Source organism: Belliella calami (genome assembly GCF_022549695.1).
GTDB classification, from domain to species: Bacteria; Bacteroidota; Bacteroidia; order Cytophagales; family Cyclobacteriaceae; genus Belliella; species Belliella calami.
The window spans coordinates 333,245-349,993 of record NZ_JAKZGS010000002.1 but is presented as its reverse complement, the minus strand read 5'-3'; the positions used below and the strand labels follow the sequence as shown (position 1 = coordinate 349,993).

Annotated in this window: 17 protein-coding genes; 6 read left to right on the top strand and 11 right to left on the bottom strand. The window is 36.6% G+C overall.

What is annotated here, in order from left to right; all coding sequences use genetic code 11:
- Window positions 1–77 precede the first annotated feature (77 nt).
- The 6 genes from MM236_RS03755 (at window position 78) to MM236_RS03730 (ending at window position 5,991) form a co-directional block, all read left to right on the top strand.
- On the top strand, window positions 78–1,280 hold the full coding sequence (locus tag MM236_RS03755; RefSeq protein ID WP_241273779.1) for a tol-pal system protein YbgF: 1,203 nt from the start codon (window positions 78–80) through the stop codon (window positions 1,278–1,280).
- Window positions 1,281–1,491: 211 nt separating this feature from the next.
- Window positions 1,492–1,974, top strand: a complete 483-nt coding sequence (locus MM236_RS03750; protein ID WP_241273591.1) for an Lrp/AsnC family transcriptional regulator — start codon at window positions 1,492–1,494, stop codon at window positions 1,972–1,974.
- 70 nt (window positions 1,975–2,044) lie between these two features.
- Window positions 2,045–2,584, top strand: coding sequence for an NUDIX domain-containing protein (locus MM236_RS03745; protein ID WP_241273590.1), 540 nt, complete (start codon window positions 2,045–2,047; stop codon window positions 2,582–2,584).
- A 27-nt stretch (window positions 2,585–2,611) separates the two neighbouring features.
- Complete coding sequence (locus MM236_RS03740) at window positions 2,612–3,958, top strand: MATE family efflux transporter (RefSeq protein WP_241273589.1); 1,347 nt, start codon at window positions 2,612–2,614, stop codon at window positions 3,956–3,958.
- A 125-nt stretch (window positions 3,959–4,083) separates the two neighbouring features.
- Complete coding sequence (locus tag MM236_RS03735) at window positions 4,084–4,635, top strand: acyl-CoA thioesterase (RefSeq protein WP_241273588.1); 552 nt, start codon at window positions 4,084–4,086, stop codon at window positions 4,633–4,635.
- 3 nt (window positions 4,636–4,638) lie between these two features.
- Entirely contained in the window at window positions 4,639–5,991 is a 1,353-nt protein-coding gene (locus tag MM236_RS03730; RefSeq protein WP_241273587.1) for a M24 family metallopeptidase, read from the top strand.
- Here the strand turns inward: MM236_RS03730 and MM236_RS03725 are convergent.
- The 11 genes from MM236_RS03725 to MM236_RS03675 all read right to left on the bottom strand — a co-directional run bounded on the left by MM236_RS03725 (window position 5,988) and on the right by MM236_RS03675 (window position 16,748).
- Entirely contained in the window at window positions 5,988–6,707 is a 720-nt protein-coding gene (locus MM236_RS03725) for a lysoplasmalogenase family protein (protein WP_241273586.1), read from the bottom strand. The genes MM236_RS03730 and MM236_RS03725 overlap by 4 nt on opposite strands.
- 193 nt (window positions 6,708–6,900) lie before the next feature.
- On the bottom strand, window positions 6,901–8,076 hold the full coding sequence (locus MM236_RS03720; protein ID WP_241273585.1) for an MFS transporter: 1,176 nt from the start codon (window positions 8,074–8,076) through the stop codon (window positions 6,901–6,903).
- A gap of 118 nt (window positions 8,077–8,194) precedes the next feature.
- A protein-coding gene (prfB, locus tag MM236_RS03715) for a peptide chain release factor 2 (protein WP_241273584.1) occupies window positions 8,195–9,296 on the bottom strand; the annotation gives its coding sequence in 2 pieces (ribosomal slippage) (window positions 8,195–9,235 and window positions 9,237–9,296; 1,101 coding nt in all).
- A gap of 61 nt (window positions 9,297–9,357) precedes the next feature.
- Window positions 9,358–9,876, bottom strand: a complete 519-nt coding sequence (locus tag MM236_RS03710) for a hypothetical protein (protein WP_241273583.1) — start codon at window positions 9,874–9,876, stop codon at window positions 9,358–9,360.
- A 146-nt stretch (window positions 9,877–10,022) separates the two neighbouring features.
- Complete coding sequence (locus MM236_RS03705) at window positions 10,023–11,090, bottom strand: branched-chain amino acid aminotransferase (protein WP_241273582.1); 1,068 nt, start codon at window positions 11,088–11,090, stop codon at window positions 10,023–10,025.
- 6 nt (window positions 11,091–11,096) lie between these two features.
- Window positions 11,097–11,645 (bottom strand): cob(I)yrinic acid a,c-diamide adenosyltransferase, encoded by a 549-nt coding sequence (locus tag MM236_RS03700; RefSeq protein ID WP_241273581.1) that lies wholly within the window; start codon window positions 11,643–11,645, stop codon window positions 11,097–11,099.
- A gap of 81 nt (window positions 11,646–11,726) precedes the next feature.
- Window positions 11,727–12,449 carry an ABC transporter ATP-binding protein gene (locus MM236_RS03695; RefSeq protein WP_255742333.1) on the bottom strand — a complete coding sequence of 241 codons (723 nt, stop codon included), beginning with the start codon at window positions 12,447–12,449 and terminating at the stop codon, window positions 11,727–11,729.
- Window positions 12,450–12,526: 77 nt separating this feature from the next.
- The gene (locus MM236_RS03690; protein ID WP_241273580.1) at window positions 12,527–15,337 is read right to left on the bottom strand and encodes a tetratricopeptide repeat protein; all 2,811 of its coding nucleotides are present in this window, start codon (window positions 15,335–15,337) and stop codon (window positions 12,527–12,529) included.
- Complete coding sequence (gatC, locus tag MM236_RS03685) at window positions 15,337–15,624, bottom strand: Asp-tRNA(Asn)/Glu-tRNA(Gln) amidotransferase subunit GatC (RefSeq protein WP_241273579.1); 288 nt, start codon at window positions 15,622–15,624, stop codon at window positions 15,337–15,339. Before gatC ends, MM236_RS03690 begins: the two co-directional genes overlap by 1 nt.
- 4 nt (window positions 15,625–15,628) lie before the next feature.
- The gene (locus MM236_RS03680) at window positions 15,629–16,375 is read right to left on the bottom strand and encodes a lysophospholipid acyltransferase family protein (protein WP_241273578.1); all 747 of its coding nucleotides are present in this window, start codon (window positions 16,373–16,375) and stop codon (window positions 15,629–15,631) included.
- Between the two features lies 1 nt (window position 16,376).
- A complete protein-coding gene (locus tag MM236_RS03675; protein ID WP_241273577.1) occupies window positions 16,377–16,748 on the bottom strand; it encodes a globin domain-containing protein in 372 nt (123 codons plus the stop codon).
- Window position 16,749: the final 1 nt, after the last annotated feature.

Here is a 16,749-nt window from a genome sequence, read left to right as displayed (position 1 = left end):
AGCGAAAATTAAATTTTATCAAATGTAAATTTTTGTTTGGAATACCTGATAGTTTTGCAGTAAAATTAACCTTAATGATGAAGTTGAAAATATTTGTATTCAGTTTGCTTATTCCATTTTCCATTGTAGCCTCCTTTGCACAGCAAAATGAAGAAACAGAATCTTCAAATCTTAATCTAACAACTTCAGAATATTTATTGCTGGACAAAGGGCTTCAATTTAGAATCACTGAAGCAGTAAATAGCTTGTATAATTTTGATTTTGAAGTAGCAGAGAGGGGATTCAAAGTGATCCAATACCAATATCCTGAGCATCCATTGCCCTATTTTTTGATGGGATTGAGTACATGGTGGAAAATAGCACCAGATCTGGAAAACAAGCGCTATGATGCCCTATTTATCAAGCAGATGGATGTCGCTATAGAAAAGGCAGAAAAGATCTATAAAAAAGACCCAACAAATAAGGAAGCAGCCTTTTTTCTCTCGGGAGCTTATGGATTTCAAGGCAGACTTTACAGTGAAAGAAGGAGTTGGACAAAAGCTACTTTTGCAGGAAAAAGTGCAATGAAATACCTTAATCTGAGTAGGGGAGATGATGAGTTGAATCCGGAACTGATTTTGGGGGATGCATTGTTCAATTATTTTTCTGTATGGATTCCAGAAAATTACCCATTGTTGAAACCTGTTTTGGCATTTTTCCCAAAAGGTGACAAAAAACTAGGTCTACAGCAGCTGGAAGAGGTTGCGAAGAATGCTTTTTATGCAAGAGTTGAAGCGCAGTATTTTCTATTCAGGCTATATGCATCTGAAGAAAAACAACCCTACAAAGCACTGGAAATCACTGAATACCTTAATAATAAATATCCAAACAATCCATATTTCCACAGATCGCATGCTAGACATTTGTATGCAGTGGGTAGGATTAATGAAGCGAAGGATGTTTCACAAGAAATTCTCAACAGAATAGACGACAAATGGACTGGCTATGAATCCAATAGTGGCAGATACGCTGCATTCTATATTGCTCAATTTAATGAAAGGATCAACAATAAGAAAGAAGCCAAGAAGTATTATGAAAAGACATTGTCTTATGGAGCAGAGTCAGAAAGTCAAGAAAGTGGATATTATTTGTATTCATTAATAGCTCTTGGTAAAATCGCCAATGAGCAGAAAGACAAGAAGAAAGCGAAGCAATATTTTAACCAGGTAAAAAAATATGCGAAGCGGAAACACCCAGCTCACAAGGAAGCTAGAGATTATATCAAAAAGAATAAACTTTAATCAGTAATTACCGTTAAGGATTACGTAAATTCAAGAGATAATTTGAATATTATCAAGATATCTCGGTTTATCAGTTGATTTGTTTCATTAAATTAGATTAAAAAATAACAATATTTTGTAGAAGCGGTCGTTTTTTGTTGAAATAGATTTTAAAATAAATTCAAATTATATTAACTTTGCACCACATAAAATTTTGCAAATTCTTCATATTATGGATAACAGCATCAGAATAAAATTCGATAAAATAGATAGAAAGATTCTAGAAATTCTTCAAGCAAATGCCAAAATCACCAATGCCCAGCTTTCGAAGGATATAGGTCTTTCACCTGCACCGACTTTGGAAAGAGTAAAAAAACTTGAGCAGTCAGGCATCATCAAAAGTTACCATGCAAAACTAGATCCTGAGAGAATCGGTCTCGGGGTTAGTACTTTTGTTTTGGTCAGCCTAATTGGACACAACAAAGGCAATATCGATGCATTTATGAAAGAAATCAACGATATTCAGGAAGTAATCGAATGTCACCACATAACTGGTACAGGTGATTTTATTTTAAAAATAATCGCAAAAGACATTACAGCCTATCAAAAATTAATGCTTGAAAAAGTAAGTGAAATCAGAGAAGTTGACTCTATGCAGTCAATGGTTATTCTTTCTACTTTCAAGGATAGCAAAGTTCTTCCTATTCCGGCTTAATTTTTTTGAAAAATCATTCAAAAGGGAGTCTAGAAATAGACTCCCTTTTTTATTGAACCCCTATTACATTATGAAAAACCCCTGGATTACAAAAAGCATCAAAAAGATCCATGAAAACCCATGGATTAGATTGGAACACCATGAAGTGATCATTCCATCCGGAAAAGATGGGATTTATGGTAAAGTATGCTTCAAAAATAAAGCAATAGGCATCATACCGATTGATAAAGAAGGAAATACATGGCTTGTTGGCCAATTCAGGTATACCTTGGACGCATATTCTTGGGAAATCCCTATGGGGGGAGGTCTGTTGGAAGATGATTATTTGGAAAGCGCAAAGAGGGAACTCAAAGAAGAAACTGGATTATCTGCTTCAAAGTGGACCAAAATCATGACAATCCATACCTCAAATTCTGTAACTGATGAAGAAGGCTTCGTATATTTGGCCGAAGATCTGACTTCTGGAGAAACTGCGTTTGAAGAAACAGAACAAATTGAAATCCTAAAGCTACCGCTAAGAGTAGCTATTCAAAAAGTAATGGATGGTGAAATAACGGATGCCATATCCATTGCAGGGCTACTCAAAGTAGCTAAAATGTACAATATCTAAAACTGAAATTTAATTTGACTTTCACCAATGTCTAAGTATAATTTTAACGATCATTTCTCCAAAACATTCGTTTTGGCTTATCCCGTCATGTTGAGTCAATTGGGACAAGTCTTGGTAGGGGTGGCTGATAGCATGATGGTCGGTAGATTGGGAGCGGAGCCACTGGCCGCTGCCTCCTTGGCAAATAGCATCTTCTTTGTGCTTTTGATGTTTGGGATTGGTGTCTCCATGGCCATCACACCACTTGTCGCTATGGCTGATGGCAAAAACAAGACAAGTAGAATAGGGAGGTTGTTTAGACATGGTTTTACTATCAATATGGTAACTGGCGCAATGCTGTTTATCGTGATAATCCTATTCTCTCCTTTGCTAAAATATATGAATCAGCCTCAAAAAGTTGTTGAATTGGCGATTCCTTATTTGGCAATCATCACGCTTTCCATCCTTCCTTTTATGTTTTTCCAGACATTCAAGCAGTTTGCAGAAGGATTGTCGCAGACAAAGCAAGCAATGTACATTACGATTGTTTGTAATGGCCTCAACGTATTCTTAAACTGGATTATGATCTATGGCAATTTAGGTTTTCCTGCTTTGGGTTTGAATGGCGCTGGATGGGCAACATTGATCTCAAGAGTATTAATGGGAATTGTCATTGCATACTATGTATTAAAATCCAAAAGGTATAAATCTTTCAATCTTGGTTTTAAGATAAAGAGGTTTTCATTTCCAATGATTTCTAAAATGCTCCGAATCGGTGTGCCGACTGGATTTCAGTTTATCTTTGAAGTTGGGGCATTCAGTGCAGCAGCCATTATGATGGGTTGGATAGGCGTCACTGCCTTGGCAGCACATCAGATAGCAATTAATTTGGCATCAATCAGTTACATGATGGCGTCGGGCCTCTCTGCAGCAGCTATGGTCAGAGTGGGAAATCAACTCGGAAGAAAAGATATCAAAACACTTCGAGAAGCAGGATTTACAGTGTTTGGAATGACTGCCATATTTATGCTTTGTGCTGCTGTTTTGTTTATTTCACTTCGGGAGTTTTTGCCTTCATTGTATATTGATGATGATACAGTGATACAGATGAGTGCAAGTTTGTTAATTATCGCAGGGATTTTTCAATTATCTGATGGAATCCAGGTAGTCGGGTTGGGTGCATTGCGTGGCATGGCTGATGTGAAAGTGCCTACCATTGTGACTTTGATTGCTTATTGGGTCATTGGTTTGCCTTTAGGTTATTTCTTTGCCTTTGTCCTCGATATGCAAGAAAAAGGAATCTGGTATGGTTTATTGATAGGTCTTACTGTTACTGGCTTTATGTTGCTGTATAGGTTCCATTCTTTGAGTGCAAGGTTACTTAAGAAAGTGTAAACAGAAAGATAGACGTGTTTGGGCTTTGCTATAAAAGAAACTTTTGGTTTGGAAATGAACTTTAGGTTCGTGGAAAAACCATTTTTTTATTCCTGCTATTATCTTTAAATTCAGAAAAAAATAAAATGATAGCAGCACGACCAGCCAGTTTTTCTAGAGTAGTTATTACAGAATTGATGATTCCATCATATGCCAATTTTGGAGGAAAGATCCATGGGGGAATTTTACTTTCACTTATGGATAAAGTAGCTTACGCTACTGCTTCTAAGCATAGTGGAGCATATTGTGTTACCGTATCAGTGGATACAGTCGATTTTTTGCAACCTGTAGAAGTAGGGGAATTGGTTTCTTTGATGGCTTCAGTGAATTATGTTGGCAATAGCTCGATGATCATTGGTATCAAGGTAATCTCTGAAAATGTGAAAACAGGTGAAGTAAAGCATACCAATACTTGCTACTTTACAATGGTAGCCAAAAATGATGAAGACAAACCTACAACAGTCCCCGAATTGATATTGGAGAATAAAACAGATGTAAGGAGATTTATCGAGGCAATTTTCAGAAAAGGATTTAAGAAAGATTATGAAGCCAATCTTACTAAGATCAAAAAATCTTGGGACAAACAAGAGATAGCCAGTTTATTGGAAACAGAACGCTGTATCAACCAATCCAAATAGTATATGAGCAAAGTGATTATTATTTTCATTGTAGTAGTATTTTCTAGTCAATTTGTTTTGGCACAAAGTCCATCAGTTTTGACAAAAAAAGAGCAGGCTGTAGTAATTGACAACTGGCTAGAAGAGAGAGTCCAAACATTACTCCCCAAGCTGATGGAAAGGGAAGGTATTGATATGTGGTTGATTATATCAAGGGAGTATAATGAAGATCCAGTTATTCGTACTTTTCTGCCAGCAACATGGTTTGCTGCAAGAAGAAGAACCATGCTTTTGATGTACAAACCAGAAGGAAGTAATAAAGTAGAAGCGCTAGCTGTAGCGAGATACGATGTCGGTAAGTCGTTTAAGAGAGCTTGGGATCCAGATGAAGAGCCAGATCAATGGAAAAAACTTGTGGAATTGATTCAAGAAAGAAATCCTAACAAACTCGCAGTCAACATGGGCAAAGATTATGGACATGCAGATGGCTTGAATGTGAGCGAATACAATACCCTTATGGAGTATTTGGACGAAAGTACAAAGTCTAAAGTTGTTTCTGCCCAAAATCTGGCGGTAGGATGGTTAGAAACGAGAACACCATCGGAAATGGCTACTTATAGGCATTTGCAAAGTATCGCGAATAGCATCATTTCAGAAGGACTTTCAGAAAAAGTAATTACTCCAGGAGTGACTACCACTGATGATGTTGTATGGTGGTATAGAGAGCGGATAGCAGCCATGAAGCTTGATACGTGGTTTCATCCAACTGTAGATATCCAAAGACCTGACCCTGCCTCCAAAGAGCATTTGAGATCATTTGCCAACAAGCCGGATTCTCAAGTCATCTTGCCAGGAGATTTATTGCACATTGATTTTGGAATTACATATTTGAGACTTAATACCGATACCCAACAATTGGCTTATGTACTCAAGCCTGGAGAACATTCAGTGCCAAAATACCTCAATGATGCTTTGAAAGCAGGAAATAGATTACAAGATATCTTAACATCAAATTTCGTGACAGGGAGAACGGGCAATGAAATATTGAAAGCTACAAGGTCTATGATGGAAAAGGAGGGGATTGAAGGTAGTATTTATTCACACCCTATGGGTTATCATGGTCATGCTTCTGGCCCTACTATTGGAATGTGGGACAATCAGGGTGATACTCCGGGAGCAGGAGATTATCCATTATACCCAAATACAGCATATGCAATAGAATTAAATGCTGTCGTTTTTGTCGAAGAGTGGAATAATGAAATCAGGGTGATGCTAGAAGAAGGGGCATTTTTTGACGGTAAGGAAGTCATTTATCTTGACGGAAGACAGAAAGAAATATTATCCATACCAAGAGAACGTAAATATTTAAACAATTAGAATAATTGGGCATCTTTTCTAGGTGTCCTTTTTATTTCTTTATCTATTTGAATCATGATACCCTTTATAATTAAGAAATGTGCTAGAATATAGAAAAGGAGAACAATGACATGTAAATGTTTATTGCTTAAGAATAAATCATGGCCCATTATTGCATCACCCAAATAGAAAAAAATTACGCCTATAATTGTGATAATAAAACTTTTTTGCGACACATAAAACCTTCTGTTAAGGGCAAAAACAATAGCGATCGATCCAATAACTGTGTAAATTATAGCTGGAACGGCAAAAACGCCGAGAGTAGGGAACACGAATATCAAAGTGGTCATTGTGATAATGATAGTCAGAAATTCAGGCCATCTTTGGATGATATTTATTTTTCGCTTTTTGAAATCATATGTAGAGTAGTAATAAAGCAGTGCATAGGCAGTTTGGGCAACAATAAAAGTACAGATCCCCAATAACTTGAACAATGACTCCTCTACCTGTACCATCAAGAATATATCTCCCAAAAATGAGAAAAAAGTAGCGATCATCAATGGTGGTATTAATTGATGCTTTGTCGACTTAAACTTCAGGAGAAGAAAAAATAAAAGAACAGGCAGAATTAAAGGTTTGGTAACAAAAAAACCAAAGTCAAAGTCTAATAATAAAAACGTTAGACAGAGAACAGAAGTAATTAAGTAAATTAAGATTAACCTTGGGTGAATGGTCATTTTCTAAACCAAATAAGCTTGTTTCAAAAATGAATTTAAATCAAATTTTCGAAAGAAAATATGTTTATTATTGAAATTCAATAAGTTTTTATTCTGCAATTAACATATTAACGTTAATTTTAATTATAGTGATTTTAATTGTACTAAGTTTGATTTTATTAAATTAAAATAGGATTATTTAAGAAAAAATGATCTAATCTTGAACTATTGACTTATTTGATAAAGTGAATAGATAAAATATGGCCAAAAATGAAGTTATTGCGCCTAAACAAAACACAAGAAAGAAGTTTTCTGGTTTGTTGTCATATACAAATCCAGAAACTAAAGCTCCAATTCCAATACCTGCTTCAAGAGCAATATACATTGTAGCCAAAGCGCGGCCTCTATATTTATCCAAAGATAAATCTATAGTCCAAGCGGAAATTGTAGGGGAATTCATTCCTACTGAAGCTCCAAAAATAACTGCACCAAAAAGGAGCATTTCTTTGTTTTCAGCCATAGCTATTGTAATCATTGCTATTGCCATGGAAAGAGTTGCTGCTTTCATTACTGACACTCTACCATATTTATCTGATGCTTTGCCTGCAATGATCCTTATACCAAGTGATGCAAGTGTAAAAACAGCAAAGAAAAGTCCTTTGTTTTTTATCCCTAGATATTCAGAGTAATCTGGGATAACTGTCAATACAATTCCAAAAGAAAATACGGTCAAAAACAAAACGATGGAAGGGGTAATGACTCTCTTTTCAATGATTTCATGTCTAGTGAGTTTGAAATGATCAAACGACAATTTTTCTTTGTCCTTTAGAGTTTCTTTGAGCCTCATAAGAATCAAAATAGAAAGGATTGCTGTAAATGCAGAACAGTAGAATAGTGCATTTATGTCCCATTCTGCCGCAATGTAACCTCCCAAAGCTGGGCCTGCAGCCATTCCCAAAGAACCAAATAAAGACTGGATGCCCATAGCTTCCCCTCGTTTATTAAATGGGATGATGTCAGCTACAAAAGCAGAAGTACCAGTAGGGGTAAATCCTGTAGAAAATCCATGTACAAACCTCAAAAACAAAAATCCAATTACCGAAGTGATAAGTGGATAAAGTAAACTCACCACAAAACATACAACAGCACCAAAAATCATCACAGGAATTCTTCCGATTTTATCTGCTAGTTTGCCACTGAATGGCCTAGACAAGCCAGCTGTAAGTGTGAATAGAGAAATAATCAAGCCTTTGTAATCTTCACCTCCAAGTGAAGTCAAATAGGAGGGGAGTTCTGGAATGATCATGTTGAAACTTGCAAAAAACAAAAATGAACTCAAGCATAGCGTAAAAAAATTCAGAGTGAAAAAGGTGGGGAGAAGCCTATACATTGAAAATCTTATATCTTGAATTCTGATTTAAAAGAAAGAAACCTCTCAGGAGCAAAGCATTGATAATTTTCTATATCAAAATTTTCCTGAGAGGTCTGCAAACAATTATCTGTAAACGTTAATCTTTATTGGCTTCCTCTTCGCTTTGCGCCAATAGGAAAGCCTTGATGAATTCATTTAAATTCCCGTCCAATACAGCTTGTGCATCTGAAGTTTCATGGCTTGTTCTTGCATCTTTCACTAATTTGTATGGGTGCAAGACATAGTTTCTGATTTGGGAACCAAAATCTATTCTCATTTTTCCAGATTCTACTTTTGCACGCTCAGCATTTCGCTTTTCCATTTCCATTTGGTAAAGTCTGGACTTAAGCATTTGCATGGCTTTTTCCCTATTAGCAAGCTGTGATCTTTCGATTTGACATACTACGACAATGCCTGTAGGTTTATGTGTAAGCTGAACTTTCGTTTCCACTTTGTTGACATTCTGTCCACCGGCTCCTCCAGATCTGGAAGTGTGTAGCTCTACATCACTTGGGTTGATATCGATCTCGATGGTGTCATCTATCACAGGATACACATATATCGATGCAAAAGAAGTGTGCCTTCTACCACTGCTATCAAATGGGGAAATCCTTACCAATCTGTGTACGCCGATTTCAGATTTCAAAAAACCATAAGCTAGCGGGCCATCGAATTCCAAAGTAACTGATTTGATACCAGCAACTTCTCCTTCTTGTAGATCAACTTCACGAACTTTGTATCCGTTTTTTTCGCCCCACATGATGTACATCCTCATCAAGATAGAGGCCCAGTCATTGCTTTCTGTACCACCTGCTCCTGGGTTGATTTCCATGAGTGCACTAAGCTGATCTTCCTCACTGCTTAGCATTTTTTTCAATTCCAACTCTTCTACATTCTGATGGACTTTGCTATATTCAGCTTTCAGTTCCTCTTCAGAAACTTCATCCATTGAGTAGAATTCATAAAGAACTTCCAAGTCCTGAATCCCGGTAGCTACTTTTTCATAAGCATTTGTCCAGGATTTTTTTCCTTGAATTACTTTCATTGTTTTTTCGGCCTCGTCTGGATTATTCCAAAAATCTGCTTGCGCAGATACGGCCTCGAGATCTTCTATTTCTTCAATCTTACGATCGTAGTCAAAGATACCTCCTCAAAGCCGAAACGCGGGCTTTCAAGTCTTTCAACTGGTCTGATGTCATAAATTTATTTAGTTTTGGAATGCAAAAATCGGAAAAATTATACTAGAAACCTATTCATTTTCTAATCTCCGTAAAGAATCACCAATTGAATTTTATTCCTTTTTGTATTTTTGAAATGCCTGCGTCTTATCTTTGAAAGTGTAAATCCAGATGCAAAAAGTGCACCAGCACCTATCATTCCGCCGGAGCTTATTCCGAACGATTTGTCATGGTAGAGGGAGTTGATCGATTCTGCTGTCAACCAGATAAGACCTGCACCATAACTTAATGTGGATAGGTTCTTGAGTGTGCCATTTCTTGGGTCTTTATCAAAAATATCCACAGAAGTAATATCTTCTGGCTTCAATATGTTTTCTGATAGTACGATTATATCAGTTTGAATGTCTTTGATGACGTCCGTGATATAAAAATCGTTTGTTTTACTCTTGTAAGTAAAAGTCTCCCCAACTTCAAATTTCAATCTGCTTTTTTGGTTTGTTCCTTTTTGGAGCAAAATGAATTTTTGGGCATACACATCATTAAGGTTGATGACAAATAAAAGAAGAATGCATGCTGAAATTTTAAAAATATGACACTTCATTTTTATTTAGTTGATTTAAATTCAAGATATCAAAATATTTTCAAAATGTGGGTAATTCCAGGTTTAGTTTGACTCCTATTTTTCTTTAAACATAAAAAAAGTGTCAAGATTAACTTTGACACTTTTTCAGTAGAAATATTAAGTGATCAAATCTTGATGATCCAATTATGTTTGTCTTCGAGTCTACCATATTTGATACCATCCAATGTTTCCAAAATGATATTGCTAAATGCTGAATTGTCTTTTTGGGGCAATTCATAATCATTTCCATTTATATGGATTTTTGCAATATGCGCTATCGTAGCAGCTGTTCCTGTACCAAATGCTTCAATTAGAGTCCCGCTTCTTAGCGCATCTTCAAGCTCAGTAACTCTGAGGAATCTCTCTTCTATATTAACTCCCATCTCTCTGGCTAGTGTCAAAACGCTATCTCTTGTAATTCCCTTGAGGATAGTTCCTGTAGTGGTAGGTGCGGTGATCAGTGTATCATTGATCATGAACATCACGTTCATCGTTCCACTTTCTTCTATATGCTGATGAGATTTTCCATCTGTCCAAAGTAATTGGTCATAGCCTTGCTTCTGGGCTTGCAATGCAGGATAGAGGGAACCTGCATAATTTCCAGCAGCTTTTGCAAAGCCTGTTCCTCCTTCGGCAGCTCTTGTGTATTCACATTCGACTTTCACAGAAACTGGTTTGGAGTAATAATTACCCACCGGACAAGTGAAAATCATGAATTTGTATTTGTCCGAAGGTCTTATTCCTAAGTAATCATCCGTAGCGAACACAAAAGGTCTGATGTAGAGTGAGCAGCCCGGTTTATTGGGAATCCAAGCTTTGTCAACTTCCAACAATTGAGTAAGTCCTTCCATAAAGATATGCTCAGGAACTTCTGGAATGCACATTCTTTTAGCTGATTCATTTAGCCTCTTTTGGTTTGCATCAGCTCTAAAAATCAAAGCCTCGCCATTTTCATTTTTATAGGCTTTCATCCCTTCGAAGACCGATTGTCCATAGTGCAAAGTTGCATTCGCAGGATTGAGTTGCAGTGGTGCGTATGGCTCGATACGGAAATTTCCCCATTCTCCATTTTCATAATCCGCTACAAACATGTGGTCACTGATAGTTTGACCAAATTTTAAATCATCAAAGTTTGTCTGGGGTAATTTTGATGATTTTGTTTTGTTGATTTCTATGCTTAAAGTAGTATTCATCTTGATTTATGCTCTTGGTTTCCAAGTTACCTCTTGTACTTCTAGTTCTATCGCCATAAGACGTCCCAATACAAAAAGGTAATCAGATAGTCTGTTCAAATAACTTAAAATAATATGGTCGACTGGTTCAATTTCCATCAAAAGGATGACACACCTTTCTGTTCTCCGACAGACAGTACGAGCCAAATGACAGAACGAAACTGACTGGTGCCCCCCTGGAAGAATGAAGTTGCTGAGAGGTGGGAGTTTTTCTTCCATTGTATCTATCTCTTTTTCAAGAAGTTCTAGGTCTTCTTGGTGGAGATCAGGTTTTTTGATGTTTGATTTTCCTACTTCAGTGGCCAATGTAGCACCTAAAGTAAATAGCCTGTCTTGGATTTCTTTGAGGATTACTTCCCGACTTTTATTGACCTCTTGGTCTCTAAGTAATCCTATGTAAGAATTTAGTTCATCGACAGTCCCATAAGCATCTATCTTGATGTGTCCCTTTGAAACTCTTTTGCCACCAAGAAGGGATGTTGTTCCGGTATCACCGGTCTTTGTATAAATTTTCATTAATTACGCTAGATATGCATCCTAGAGGTAAAAATGTACCTTCCTACAAAAGTAAGAATCTATTTATAAAAAGATGCTTTTTTATTCGTCTAATTCAACAGTTACAGCCCTTGTAGGTGTAAGGTTGATCTCGTCTGATTCTACCAAGCCATCACGAAGCCTGATCACTCTGTGTGCATAATGGGCGATATCGTCCTCATGTGTTACCATGATGATGGTATTCCCTTTCTGATGGAGCTCATGAAAAAGTTCCATGATACTGTAGGAGGTTTTGGTATCCAAATTTCCAGTTGGTTCATCAGCCAGAATAATACTAGGATCATTTACAAGTGCCCTTGCAATGGCTACTCTTTGCCTCTGACCACCGGAAAGTTCATTTGGCTTGTGGTGAACACGGTCAGCAAGACCCACATTTTTCAAAGCTATAAATGCTTTATCTTCTCTATCTGATTTATTATATCCCGCATAGATCAATGGTAGAGCTACATTTTCAAGACAACTTGCACGAGGAAGGAGATTGAACGTTTGAAATACAAATCCAATTTCTTTATTCCTGATTTCAGCCAATTCATTTTCAGACATATCACTTACATCCTTTTCGTTCAAAATGTAAGTTCCTGCTGTTGGGGTATCCAAGCAGCCGATAATATTCATCAATGTTGACTTACCAGAACCAGATGGGCCCATAAATGCTACATATTCTCCTTTATTGACCGAAATAGAAACTGATTTCAAAGCTCTAACTTCTTCAGCCCCCATTTTATATGTCTTTTGAATATCGGATGTTTCTATTATTTTTTTCATGGTCAATTGTTTTGAATTCCTGAATTTAGTAGAATTGATCAAAAAGGAAAAATTAATTTGATTAACGGTGTGAAATTTTAGAGGTTTTCAATCATTAATTTTTCTAATTCCTCATTTGATAGCCATTTTGACATGTCTTCTAAAGCTTTTGTTCCATAATTCCCCAAGCCATTATTTCTACTCTCTTTTACATAGGCCATCCAAAGAATTGGGTCTTTATTGAATTGAATTGATTCCTGAAGGATTTCATATCTTTTCAAAGCTTCTTTTTCTTCTGCCAATGCTTGGAAAATCAAAGGTGTTACATAAGCATTTTTTGTTTTTGAAATTTCAGGCTTCAGTATTTTATGTATTTTTTCAGATTGTATTTCGTTTTTGCCTTTTTCCAATACTACTGTCAACTCTTCAAACTCTTCTTTTGTCCAAATTGCATTTTCGCCTTGGGTCAATAGTTTTTCCAAATAGTCAAAATCCATTTTGACTAACCAATGTGACTTATATAACATTAAGTAATTTGCCAAATCACTTTTGAAGTTTTTAGTAGTCAATTCTTCAATACTTAACAGCAGCTTTTCTTTTGTACTTTGATGGAAAATGCTCAAAATTTCAAAAAACTTGGTCTGGTCATTTTCCAACAATTCGCCTTTTTCATTCCATTCCATCCATTTAGGGAATTTCACCCCTTGTTTTTGTTGCAAAGCTTGTGCTTCTGCAGTTTTTCCACTGAAATAGAGAATTGCCAAATGATGTGGTTTGAAACTTAGATAGCCATCTACTGCTGCTATTGTTAGTTCCAAAGCAGCTTTTTCAAAATCCAATTGGCTGGCAAGGATTTCCGCTGACATTACATGGTATTTTGCTGCATGGTTAGGGAACGAAAATGATGCGCCTGACAAGAATTTCAGCGTTTCATTGATCCTTTGGTCTTGAAATGTCCGGATAACCCTTGTTTCCCAATAGTTTCTTTGTTCATAACTTGATTGTTGGATCTTGATTAAGTTATTAAGGTTTATTAAGTCAATTTCATAACTTTTTGCAATTTGATTGGTGTATTGATTTCTCAATGCAGATGATTTCAATACAAATTGATCAGGAAGATTATCTGTGTCTAAGACAAAATCGGTATAGTTTCCCAACTTATTTGCTTTTGCGAGTGCGTTAATTTGGCCAATAAGGTCTTGAGAAGGGGCTAGACTTGTTTTGCTCTCAAGGTTGTGTTTTACTTCCAATGCCAACTTGTTTGCTATTATAGTTTTTTGGTCATTTAAAGTGGAATTGAGAACTTCAATTGCTTGGTTCGGTTTATTGATCTTGGAGTAAAGCAAGGCCAAATTATTCGAAAGTTTTGCATCTTCAGGGAAATACTCTAATCCTTTCTCCAAATAGAATATTGCTTCCACGATTTTATCAGCCTGATGTAATCTTGAACTGAGCAAAAGGATGTTTGGAACATTCGGGGCAAAATCGAAACTTTCCTCCAGATGCCTAAGCGCCATGTTTTGTTGCTTGTCTTGAAGGTAGAGGTGAGCAACGGAATTTTTTGCTCTGTCATTTTTAAAATAATTTTTCCATGAATTCTCATAAAGGATTCTCGCATGCTGTGGACGCTCTGTTTGATAGTAATAATCGGCAGATAAATTTAGTGAAGCAGATTTCAATTGTACGGCGATGACTGCATCTGCAAAAATCACTAAAATCACCAAAAACATGATCGAACCAATCCTCATGTGGAAGTAAGCAAAAAATTGTGGCTTGAAGATCACTTTTTCCAAAGGCTCTCCATTGTTTAGAATACTGGAGAAATTTGTCAATAAATAGGCAAAAAACAATAAAGAAAGAGCGATTTGCCCATACAGAAAAGTGTGGTTGAAGAATTCGATCAGGGGTTGGTTGTAGGTATAGATTGCTTTTCCCCAAACCCAAGTTGTAGCCCCAAGACCTATCAGATAAAATGATTTCCCAATGAGTGGCTGATCAAATGCTTGAGGTGTTTGGGTTAGCTTGAAGTCCAAAATGTAGTATCCCAAAACGCCAGCAACTAGCATAATCACCAATGGTGGAAGGGTAGGGAAGGGAAGGTTTATTTCTCCCATAGTATCAAAAAGTGTAAAGAGTACAAGGAAGAAATAGACTATTGAAATAATGGTAATATGCCAAGTGATCTTGAGTTTTACCCCTTGGTTGAGTTTGATCAAAAAGATACTGGCACTCGAAATTACTGCATGGCCTATGTGCAACATGAAAATTACGGCGAGAAATGCTACAGGCAATGTGATGTTTTCAGATAAATAAAGTGATGCAGCTTCTATTTCTGTAATTTGGGTTAGTAGAAAAATGGTGGCGATCAAGCTCGTAGACACGAGAAAGAAACGCTTGCTCAAGCTCCAATTTTCTAAAAAGAAATGAATGATAGCCACTGGCGACAATGCTCCCAAGAGCAAAATGATTAATGGGTAGTTGGTAGATAGTCCACCGATATTCAGACCATTGATCCCAGAGAAAGTAAAAAAGAAAATTGATCCTGCACTTCCTGCGATAAAGTACATTTTCTTCAATGTGCTGATCAATGTCAAGCCATAGCACAAGAACAAAACAACCAATCCACCGAAAAACAACCCGAATTCAGTATTCAAGATAGGGGGTAATGACTCGAAGTTTTGAAAAACTAAAAAATTATCTATATCAAGGTTGATTATTTCTGTTCCTAGTTTATAAAAATGTAAAGGCACACTTATACTTTCCGCAAATACACCTGGAAGAATAGGCATACTAGCTTTGTCCCAAACAAAGAGACTCAATAATAGGAAAAGCCCTCCCAATAATGCTATGATACTGGGAAGGCCTTTGAGTAATAAGTTTTCTAAATTCCTGAAAGTTTTTACTGACATTACTCCATTACCTTTGGAACTCTGAAATAATCCGAGTCACGTTGTGGTGCGTTTTTCAAACCACTTTCGTGAGAAAGATGCTCACCAACTTTATCTTCTCTCAATACATTCACTTCAGATGACATGGTTGTAATTGGTTCTATATTATCAGTATCCAATTCATTCAATTGCTCAACCCAATCCAGGATTTGGGTCATGTCTTGAGTCATTTTTTCAGCACTCTTTTCATCAAATTCCAATCTTGCAAGGTGTGCAATTTTTTTGAGCGAATTTACATCTATTTTCATAAGTCTATAAAGCTTTTTGTTCTGTTTTATTGTCTTCCCAAAGTTGGTTTTGAATGATTTGATGCGCTTGCTCTCGTATCATCGGTACATCTTTTGTGGTCAGACCTTCGGTTGAAATTGGTTCGTGAAAAACGATTTTCCCTGATTTGAAATTCAAAAGTGGATATTTTTCATCGGGCAAAATTAAATGATTATAAGATAAAGTTACAGGAATTACAGGGATTTGTTTGTCAATTGCCAAACTAAATGCTCCATCCTTGAATCTGCTGAGAACTGGTGGTTGTGCAGCTGTGATACCGCCTTCTGGAAAAATAACAATGCTACTGCCATTTTCAATTGCTTTTTTTGCCCTGACCAATACTTCTCCACGACTTCTTACACTTTCTCGATTGACTGCAATGTGGAGGTTCTTGAAATAGTATCCAAACAAAGGGATATTTCTTAGCGAACTTTTCCCGATAAAAACTACATCTCCCGGGACAAATCCCATCATTGCGATATCGATATAAGAAAAATGATTCGCAATGAAAATGTAAGGCTGCCCCTTTTTTACATGCTTTTTCCCAACAAATCTCACTGGAAGACCAATCAATACAAAGTAAATATTTGCCCAAAATCTGTTGATTTTCCTGCCATATTCTTGCTGACCTGGTATCCAAATGGTAATTAATAGAAGTGGAAACAAGAGGATAAAACTCAAGCAAAATACGATGAAAGCATAAACTGTATAGAGACCTCTCAGAAGAACCATCTTATTTATTGATCATGTGGTTGGCAACTTGTACAAAATAACGCATCATTGCTTCTTTTGTGTTTTGGTCTATTTCTATCTTTTCCATAGCTGCAAACATACAATTGAGCCAACTATTTCTCATATCTCCATCGATTTCCCATTGAAAATGCCTTTTGCGAAGCATTGGATGGCCTCGTTGGTCAGAATAGGTCTGTGGCCCTCCGAAAACCTGCTGCAAAAACAAAAATAATCGATCCTCAGCAGGAACTAAATCCTCTGGGTACAAAGCCAACAAACTAGGAGTATTAGCTACTCCTAGGTAGAAATGATGCACTAAACTTTTGATTTTCTCTTCACCCAAAGCTTGGTAGATCGATTGAAACTCATGCATT

Coding starts and splice junctions, on each gene's coding strand:
- MM236_RS03755 (WP_241273779.1), top strand. CDS start 78: ATGAAGTTGAAAATATTTGTATTCAGTTTGCTTATTCCATTTTCCATT.
- MM236_RS03750 (WP_241273591.1), top strand. CDS start 1,492: ATGGATAACAGCATCAGAATAAAATTCGATAAAATAGATAGAAAGATT.
- MM236_RS03745 (WP_241273590.1), top strand. CDS start 2,045: ATGAAAAACCCCTGGATTACAAAAAGCATCAAAAAGATCCATGAAAAC.
- MM236_RS03740 (WP_241273589.1), top strand. CDS start 2,612: ATGTCTAAGTATAATTTTAACGATCATTTCTCCAAAACATTCGTTTTG.
- MM236_RS03735 (WP_241273588.1), top strand. CDS start 4,084: ATGATAGCAGCACGACCAGCCAGTTTTTCTAGAGTAGTTATTACAGAA.
- MM236_RS03730 (WP_241273587.1), top strand. CDS start 4,639: ATGAGCAAAGTGATTATTATTTTCATTGTAGTAGTATTTTCTAGTCAA.
- MM236_RS03725 (WP_241273586.1), bottom strand. CDS start 6,707: ATGACCATTCACCCAAGGTTAATCTTAATTTACTTAATTACTTCTGTT.
- MM236_RS03720 (WP_241273585.1), bottom strand. CDS start 8,076: ATGTATAGGCTTCTCCCCACCTTTTTCACTCTGAATTTTTTTACGCTA.
- MM236_RS03710 (WP_241273583.1), bottom strand. CDS start 9,876: ATGAAGTGTCATATTTTTAAAATTTCAGCATGCATTCTTCTTTTATTT.
- MM236_RS03705 (WP_241273582.1), bottom strand. CDS start 11,090: ATGAATACTACTTTAAGCATAGAAATCAACAAAACAAAATCATCAAAA.
- MM236_RS03700 (WP_241273581.1), bottom strand. CDS start 11,645: ATGAAAATTTATACAAAGACCGGTGATACCGGAACAACATCCCTTCTT.
- MM236_RS03695 (WP_255742333.1), bottom strand. CDS start 12,449: ATGAAAAAAATAATAGAAACATCCGATATTCAAAAGACATATAAAATG.
- MM236_RS03690 (WP_241273580.1), bottom strand. CDS start 15,337: ATGTCAGTAAAAACTTTCAGGAATTTAGAAAACTTATTACTCAAAGGC.
- gatC (WP_241273579.1), bottom strand. CDS start 15,624: ATGAAAATAGATGTAAATTCGCTCAAAAAAATTGCACACCTTGCAAGA.
- MM236_RS03680 (WP_241273578.1), bottom strand. CDS start 16,375: ATGGTTCTTCTGAGAGGTCTCTATACAGTTTATGCTTTCATCGTATTT.
- MM236_RS03675 (WP_241273577.1), bottom strand. CDS start 16,748: ATGCATGAGTTTCAATCGATCTACCAAGCTTTGGGTGAAGAGAAAATC.